The organism is Rugamonas violacea (assembly GCF_016461825.1).
GTDB lineage: Bacteria > Pseudomonadota > Gammaproteobacteria > Burkholderiales > Burkholderiaceae_D > Rugamonas.
On the sequence record NZ_JAEMNU010000137.1, the window covers coordinates 30,867 to 38,643 of the forward strand.

The 7,777-nt window shown below is 70.9% G+C and carries 5 protein-coding genes and 1 pseudogene; all 6 read right to left on the bottom strand.

Annotated features, from left to right (window positions below; genetic code table 11):
* Positions 1-52: 52 nt before the first annotated feature.
* The gene (locus tag H7U20_RS25590; protein ID WP_199761969.1) at positions 53-517 is read right to left on the bottom strand and encodes an AraC family transcriptional regulator; all 465 of its coding nucleotides are present in this window, start codon (positions 515-517) and stop codon (positions 53-55) included.
* Between the two features lie 25 nt (positions 518-542).
* Positions 543-3,713 (bottom strand): efflux RND transporter permease subunit, encoded by a 3,171-nt coding sequence (locus H7U20_RS25595; protein WP_199761970.1) that lies wholly within the window; start codon positions 3,711-3,713, stop codon positions 543-545.
* A 9-nt stretch (positions 3,714-3,722) separates the two neighbouring features.
* Positions 3,723-4,895, bottom strand: a complete 1,173-nt coding sequence (locus tag H7U20_RS25600) for an efflux RND transporter periplasmic adaptor subunit (protein ID WP_199761971.1) — start codon at positions 4,893-4,895, stop codon at positions 3,723-3,725.
* Positions 4,896-4,928: 33 nt separating this feature from the next.
* Positions 4,929-6,437: an efflux transporter outer membrane subunit gene (locus H7U20_RS25605; RefSeq protein ID WP_199761972.1), complete on the bottom strand. Its 1,509-nt coding sequence runs from the start codon at positions 6,435-6,437 to the stop codon at positions 4,929-4,931.
* Between the two features lies 1 nt (position 6,438).
* Positions 6,439-7,155, bottom strand: coding sequence for a CerR family C-terminal domain-containing protein (locus tag H7U20_RS25610; RefSeq protein WP_199761973.1), 717 nt, complete (start codon positions 7,153-7,155; stop codon positions 6,439-6,441).
* Between the two features lie 218 nt (positions 7,156-7,373).
* Positions 7,374-7,777, bottom strand: a pseudogene (locus H7U20_RS25615) (hypothetical protein); the annotation flags it as partial.

The window sequence follows — 7,777 nt, forward strand, 5'->3', positions numbered from 1 at the left end:
CCCAGGGGGCGCCTCGGGGTTCGCTTGCGCTCCCGGCGCGGCGTGCTTCAGCCTATTTCACCGAGATGCACAGCTCGCAGGCGAAGACGCCGGTGGCCGGGTCCATCGCGTAGTCGGCCGGATAGCGCTCGAAGCAGGGGCGGGCGTCCATCTGCAAACCGCTGGCCGGCAGCCACTGGCCGAAGAACTCGCCCCAGGCGGCCGGGATCTGCTCGCCGGTGCCGCTGAAAGAGGCCACCGCGAAGCGGCCGCCCGGCAGCTCGGCCAGGCGGGCCGGTGCCTGCGGCCGGTAGCCCGGCTCGATCTCGACGCAGGTGTCGTAGCGGTACTCCTCCGGCGCCGTGGTGGCTGGATCGTCGACGCCGACGCCGTAGGTGGTGCGGCCCTGCAGGCCGGCGGCCTGCTGCCACGGCGAGAACACCTCCAGCCAGAAGTCGCCGATGGCGGCGCCGGGAGGCCCCTTGTAGCGCAGGTAGGCCACCGACACCGCCGGCAAATCGATCACTTTCACATCCATGCCGCTTGTCCTTTCAGGTTGTGGTTCAGGATTGGTCCAGATTGGCGACGGCGGCCGGCTTGGCCGGCGCCGCCGGATGCGTCGTCGACGTCACGATATGCGGCGCCGGGTGCGGCGCGTGCGGATGGCGGCGCAGCTTGTCGCGCAGGCGCTTGAGCAGGTGTTCGAGGTCGTCGATGTAGGTGAACACGGCCGGCACCACCAACAGGCTCAGCAGCGTCGAGGTGATCAGGCCGCCGATCACGGTGATCGCCATCGGCGAGCGGAAGCTCGGGTCGGCGCCCCAGCCCAGCGCCAGCGGCATCATGCCGGCGCCCATCGCGATGGTGGTCATCAGGATCGGCCGGCTGCGTTTGTGGCAGGCGTCGACCAGGGCCTCGAAGCGGTTCATGCCGGCCTGGCGCGCCAGGATGGCGTAGTCGACCAGCAGGATCGAGTTCTTGGTGACGATCCCCATCAGCATGATCAGACCGATCATCGACGGCATCGACAGGGCGCGGCCGGTGATCAGCAGGGCGACGAAGGCGCCGCCGATCGACAGCGGCAACGCCGCCAAAATGGTCACCGGCTGCATGAAGTCCTTGAACAGCAGGACCAGCACGCAGTAGATGCAGATCACGCCGATCAGCATGGCCAGGCCGAAGCTGGCGAACAGCGCCACCATCTCCTGGGCGTCGCCCAGCTCGGCGATCTTGACCGACGGCGGCAGCGTCTTCATGGCCGGCAGGGCGCGCGCCTCGTCGTTGACCTCGCCCAGCGCGCGCTTGCCCAGCTCGACGCTGAGGGTGACGTTGCGGCTGCGGTTGAGGCGGTCGATCTGCGCCGGGCCGCTTTCCATCGTGATGCTGGCCACGTTGGCCAGCATGACCGGGCCGTTCTTGCCCGGCACGGTCAGGCGGCCGATGGCGTCGAGGTCGGCGCGCACGGCGTCGGGCAGCTTGACGCGGATCGGCACCTGGCGCTCGGGCAGGTTCATCTTGGTCAGGTCGGTGTCGTAGTCGCCGGCGGTGGCCACGCGCACGGTCTGGCCGATGGCCGCCGCCGTCACGCCCAGGTCGGCCGCCTTGGCGAAGTCGGGCCGCACGATGATCTCCGGGCGCACCAGCGAGGCGCTCGAGCTGACGTTGCCGACGCCTTTCAGGCCGCGCATCTCGCGCTCGACCTTCTGCGCCGCCTCGACCAGGGCGACCGGGTCCTCGCTGCGCAGCACCAGCTGCATCTTGACGCCGTTGTCGGCGGCGCCGACGGTGAAGCGGGCGCCGGCCACGTCGTCGAGCTTGTGGCGGATCTGCGCTTCCAGGTCGGCCATCGACTCCTTGCGGTCGTTGCGGTGCACCGTGGTCAGGGTCAGCACGGCGCGGCGCGCCTCGGCCGCCGCGCCGGGGGCGAAGGCGTCGCCGCTGGAGCCGCCGCCGATCGAGCTGAAGACGCCGGTGATGCCCTTCACCTGCATCGCCGCGACGCGGGCGCGTTCGGCGATGACGCGGGTTTCGGCCAGGGTCGAGCCGGGCGGCAGCTCCAGGTTGATCTGCGTCTGGCTACGGTCGGCGGCCGGCACGAAGCCGGTCGGCAGCAGCGGCACCAGCATGATCGAGCCGACGAAGAAACAGGCCGAGGCGATGCCGGTGACCAGGCGGTGCGTCAGGCACCAGCGCATGACGCGGATGTAGCGTTGCATCAGCCAGCCGTCTTCCTGCTCGCCGTGCTTGGCCGGCTTGAGGATGTAGGCGGCCATCATCGGCGTCAGCAGGCGGGCCACCACCAGCGAGGCCAGCACGGCCAGCACGGCGGTCCAGCCGAACTGCTTGAAGAACAGGCCGGGCACGCCGCCCATGAAGGCGGTGGGCAGGAACACGGCGACCAGGGCGAAGGTGGTGGCGATGACGGCCATGCCGATCTCGTCGGCCGCCTCCATCGCCGCCTCCATCGGCGACTTTCCCATGCGCAGATGGCGCGAGATGTTTTCGATTTCGACGATGGCGTCGTCGACCAGCACGCCCACCACCAGCGCCAGCGACAGCAGCGTGACGGTGTTGAGGGTGTAGCCGAACCAGTAGATGCCGAGGAAGGCCGGCATCACCGACAGCGGCAGCGCGGCGGCGGCCACCAGCGTGGCGCGCCAGTCGCGCAGGAACCACCAGACCACCAGCACGGCCAGCAGCGCGCCTTCGTACAGCAGCTCCATCGAGCCGTGGAAGTTCTCTTCGACGGGGAAGGCGTTGTCGATGCTCTGCTTGAGCACGACGTTGGGGTTGGCCTGCTGCAGCTCGGCGATGGCGGCGCGCGCGCCGCTGGCCACGGCCACCTCGCTGGCGCCCTTGGTGCGGAAGATTTCGAAGCCGATGACGTTCTTGCCGTCCTGCTCGGCCAGCGAGCGCGGTTCGGAGACCGTGTCGCTCACCGTGGCCACCTGGTCGAGGCGGACGTGGCGGCCGTCCGGCAGCGGCAGATCGATCAGCGACAGCTCGGCGGCCGTCTTGACGGTGGCGATGGTGCGCACCGACTGCTCGGCGCCGCTGACGTCGCCGCGCCCGCCGGGCGCCTCCTTCTGCACCTGGCGCAGCTGGCGCGACACGTCCAGCGCCGACACCTTCAGCGCCGCCATGCGGGCGTCGTCGAGTTCGACGCGGATCTCGCGGAACACGCCGCCGACCCGTTTGACGGCGCCCACGCCGGGCACCGACAGCAGCCGCTTGGCGACGCTGTTGTCGACGAACCAGCTGAGTTCCTGGTCGTCGAGCGGGCGGCCGCGGCCCTGCGCCGCCGCCGCCGTGAAGGTCAGGATGACGCGGCCGGCGGTGGAGGCCTTGGTCACGGTCGGATCGCGCAGCTCGGCCGGCATGTCGGCCTTGACGCGGGCGACGGCGTCGCGCACGTCGTTGACCGCTTCGGCGATCTGCTTCTCGAGGATGAATTCGACGGTGATGGTGGCCACGCCGTCGAGCACGTTGGTGTAGATGTTTTTGACGCCCTGCAGCGTGGCGACCGAGTCCTCGATCTTGCGTGCCACCTCGGTTTCGAGTTGGGCCGGGGCGGTGCCTTCGAGCACGGCGGTGACGGTGACGATGGGCAGTTCGATGTCGGGGAAGTCCTGCACCGGATTGCTGCGGTAGGCCAGCAGGCCGGCCAGGGTCAGCAGGGCGAACAGCATGATCGCCGGGATCGGATTCTTGATCGATAGGGAGGAGAAGTTCATGGCCGCTCCTTACTTGACCGGCATGGCCGGCTTGGCGGCGCCGGCCGCCGCGACGGCCTGCGGCGCGGCGACGTTGTGCACCAGGTCGCCGTCGTTGAGGAAGCCGGCGCCGCTGACCACCAGCGCCATGTCCGGCTTGACGCCGTCGAGCACCTCGATGCGCTCGGCCAGACGGCGGCCCGGTTTGACCTTCAGCTGGCTGACGTGCTGGTCGGCGTTGAGGCGGAACACGTAGCTGAAGCCGTCGCGCACGACGATGGCTTGCTGCGGCACGGTCAGCGCCTCGGAGGTGCCCAGTTCGAACTGGCCGCTGGCGAACATGCCGGCCTTGAACGGCGCAGCGTCGCTCAGCGCGCCGGCCGGCAGGTCGACGTAGACCAGCGCCGAGCGGGTCTGCGGGTCGACGGTCGGCGCGATCATGCGCACCTTGCCGTTCAGGACGGCGCCGTTGGCGGCGGTGACCACGGCGCCGGTGCCGGCATGGATCTGCCGCAGGTCGGCGGCGACCACCTCGGCGCGCCATTCCAGCCGGCCTTGGCGGATCATGCGGAACAACTCGGTGCCGGCACTGACCACGGCGCCGACGGTGGCGCCGCGCGCCGAGACGACGCCGGCGTCCGGCGCCAGCACCTGGGTGTAGCGCAGGCGCAGCTGCTGGGTGGCCAGCGCCGCCTTGGCCGAGGCGATGCGGGCGTTGGCGGTCTGCTCGGCCGTCAGGTATTGGCTGATCTGCTGGGCGCTCAGTGCGCCGCTGCTTTGCAGGGAACGGGCGCGGACGGCGTTGGCGGCCGCCTCGGCGGCGTTGGCTTCGGCTTCGAGCAGGCCGGCGCGGGCCTGGGCCAGGTCGGCGTTGATGGCGTCGGCCGAGAACACGGCCAGCACCTGGCCGGCCTTGACCTGGTCGCCGACGTTGACCTTCACTTCGGTCAGGCGCAGGCCGTTCGACTCGCTGCCGATGCTGGCTTCCTGCCAGGCGGCGACGTTGCCGTTGGCGGCCAGCTTGATCGGCAGGCGCGCCGCCAGCGGACGGGCGGTGGTGACGGTCAGCGCGGCTTTTTGCGGCGCGGCCTTTTTGTCGTCGGCGGCGTTGGAGGCGGGCGAGAACAGCGCGAAGCCGATGCCGGCGGCGCCGCAGACGGCCAGCAGGGCGCCGGCCAGGGGTTTGATTGGGTAGGTTTTCATGGGATGTCCGTCAGGGTTCGGTGCGGGTGGTGCTTATTGGACTGGGGCCGGGGCCGGAGCCGGAGCCGGAGCCGGGGCTTGGGCGGTGGCGCGCGACGCGCTGGCCAGCGGGCCGGCGGCCTGGCCGGCGCTCCAGCCGCCGCCGGCGGCGCGGTACAGCGCCACCCAGGCGCCGCTGCGCTCGCGCTGCAGGTTGACCACGGTGTCTTCGGCGGCCAGGCGGCTGCGCCGCGCGTCCTCCAGTTCGAACAGGCTGGCCAGGCCGTTCTTGTAGCGCTCCTCGACGGCGACGAAGTTGGCGCGGTAGCCGTCCAGCGCGGTCTGGGCGTCGCCGGCGCGGGCGCCGCTGCTGTCCAGGTTGACCAGCGCTTCCTCGACCTCGCGCACGGCCTGGCGCACGTTGGCGCGGTAGGCCGCCACGGCGCTGTCGTAGCGGGCGGCGGCGGCGGCCACGTTGGCGCGCCGGCGGCCGCCGTCGAAGATCGGCAGGGTCAGCGCCAGCGGGCCGATGCTCCAGGTGTCGGCCTTGGTGTTCTTGCCCTCGCTGCGGAAGTTGGCGACGCCGATGGCGCCGCTCAAGGTCAGGCGCGGATAGCGCTGCGCCTGGGCGCCGTCGACTTCGGCGCTGGCGGCGGCCACCTCGCGCTCGGCGTTGAACACGTCGGGCCGCTGGCTCAAGGTCTGCGCCGGCAGCGTGGCGATGGCCAGCGCCGGCCCGGCGCCGCCGGCCGCCGTGGTGATGCTGGTGTTGGCGGCGCTCCAACGCGGCGCGCTGTCGGCCAGGCGCTGGCGCAGTTGCGCTTCGGCGATGCCGCTCAGCGCCACCAAAGCCTTGACGCCCAGGTCGCAACTGGCGCGCTGGGCGATGGCGCGGCTGCTGCCGTCGGCCGCGCTGGCGCGCGCCAGCGCGGCGCTGGCGGGCGACTGGAAGCCGGCCTTGGCCGACAGCTCGGTCAGGCGCGCCGTGTCGGCGCGCGAGGCGGCGTCCTGGCGCGCCACGGCCAGCAACTGTTCGCAGGCGCGCTGGCCGTAGTATTGGTTGGCCACCTCGGCGGCCACCGAGACGCGGGCGTCGTGCCAGCCGGCGCTGGCGCCGTCGAGGCGGGCCTGGGCGGCGTCGCGCGCGGCGCGGCCGGCGCCGAACAGGTCGATCTCCCAGCCGGCCTGCAACGCCGCCTGCGAGGTGGTGCCCAGCGGCACGGCCGACTGCTGGCTGCTGCGGCCGACGCTGGCGGCGGCGTCCAGCGTCGGCGCCAGCGCGGCGCCGCTGGCGACACGCTCGGCGCGCGCCTGGGCGATGTGCGAGGCGGCCGTGGCCAAGGTCGGGCTGACCTGCTGGGCGGCGTCGATCAACTGCACCAGCAGGGCGTCGTCCTGGCGCCGCCACCAGTCGTTCAGGTCGGCGATGCTGCCGTTGTGCGGCAGCGGCGCCTGCCACTGCGGCGGCGCCAAGGCGGCGATCTGCGGCGGCGACGTCGGGCTGGCGCAGGCGCCGAGGGCGCCGGCGGCGGCCAGCAGGGCGGTCGTGCGGAGTATCTTCATGCTAGTCCTTGCTTGGTTTTGCGGAATGCGGGGAGGCGCCGGGCAGGTCGCGTTCGGCTTCGACCATCGCGCTGGCGTAGCGCACCAGGCGGTGCGACCACTGTTCGATGGCGTCGGCGTCGGCCAGCAGGCGCGGCGTGATGCGCTCGATGATGTCGCGGCCGACCATCAGATGGATCGCCAGCGCGGCGATGGCGTGGGCCAGCCGGTGCGTGTCGTCGTTGGGCGCCGCGCGGCCGAGGTGGCGGCACAGCACGCCGACCAGCGCCATATGTTCGGGCTTGATGCTGTTGTCGATCTCGGCCAGCCACAGGCCGGTCGGTTCGAGCATTTCGCGATACCACAGGCGCAGCATCAGCTCGCCCTCTTCGCCCAGCAGCAGCGGTGCCAGCATCTGCCGGTAGAAGCCTTGCAGCGATTCGGTCAGCGTGAAGTGCGGCTGGTCGAACATGGCGATGCTGTCGCGCGGGTCGGTGCAGACCTCGGCGAAGGTGGCGCTGTACAGGCCGGCCTTGTCGCCGAAGTAGTAGCTGATCGCCGCCACGTTGGCGCCGGCGGCCAGCGCGATCTCGCGCGTCGAGGTGTTGGCGTAGCCCTGCTCGGCGAACAGGCGCATGGCGGCCATGCGCAGGCGTTCGCGCGACTGCTCGCCGTCGATGCGCGGTTTGCGGGCGTCGTCGGCGGGCTTGGGGGAATCGGGGGGTATCTTGTCAATCATGCAGCGATTTAAACACATATCTCAAACGAACGGCATAACTAAATCATTTGTTTAACTTCGTTCCAGGCAAAAAAAAGCCCGCGTACCTTGCGGTGCGGGCTAAATCCAATGTTCCGGGAACGTTTGGAGGAGACAGGTTCAATATAGGCCGATTTATATTGCATCGCAATACGGTAAAACTACTATGACGAAGCGATCATCATGGCACGCTTGAAAACTTATGCTTTCGATACAGCGCCGCCGGCCGCCGCCAGGCAGGCCTCGACCGCCTCGATCAGCGCCGGCGGATCGAGCGGATGGGCCAGCAGGCGCACCGGCGCCGGGTGGTGGGCCAGCAGCGGCGTGATGCCCTGGCCGGCGTCGGGCCGCAGCACGATCAGCGGCAGCGCGGCGTGGGCGCGCAGCAGCGGCGCCAGGAAGCCGCCGGGGGGCGCGTCGAGCGGATCGTAGTCGCACAGCAGCAGGTCGAACGGCCCGCTGGCGGCGGCCGCCGTGGCGGCGTCGTTGACCACCGTCAGCGTGTAGTCGAAGTGGCCGAGGATGGTGGCCAGCAGGCCGCAGTTGAGCGGCGCCGTGTCGAGCAGCAGCAGGCGCGCGCGCGGCCGGCCCGGCGCGCCGCGCG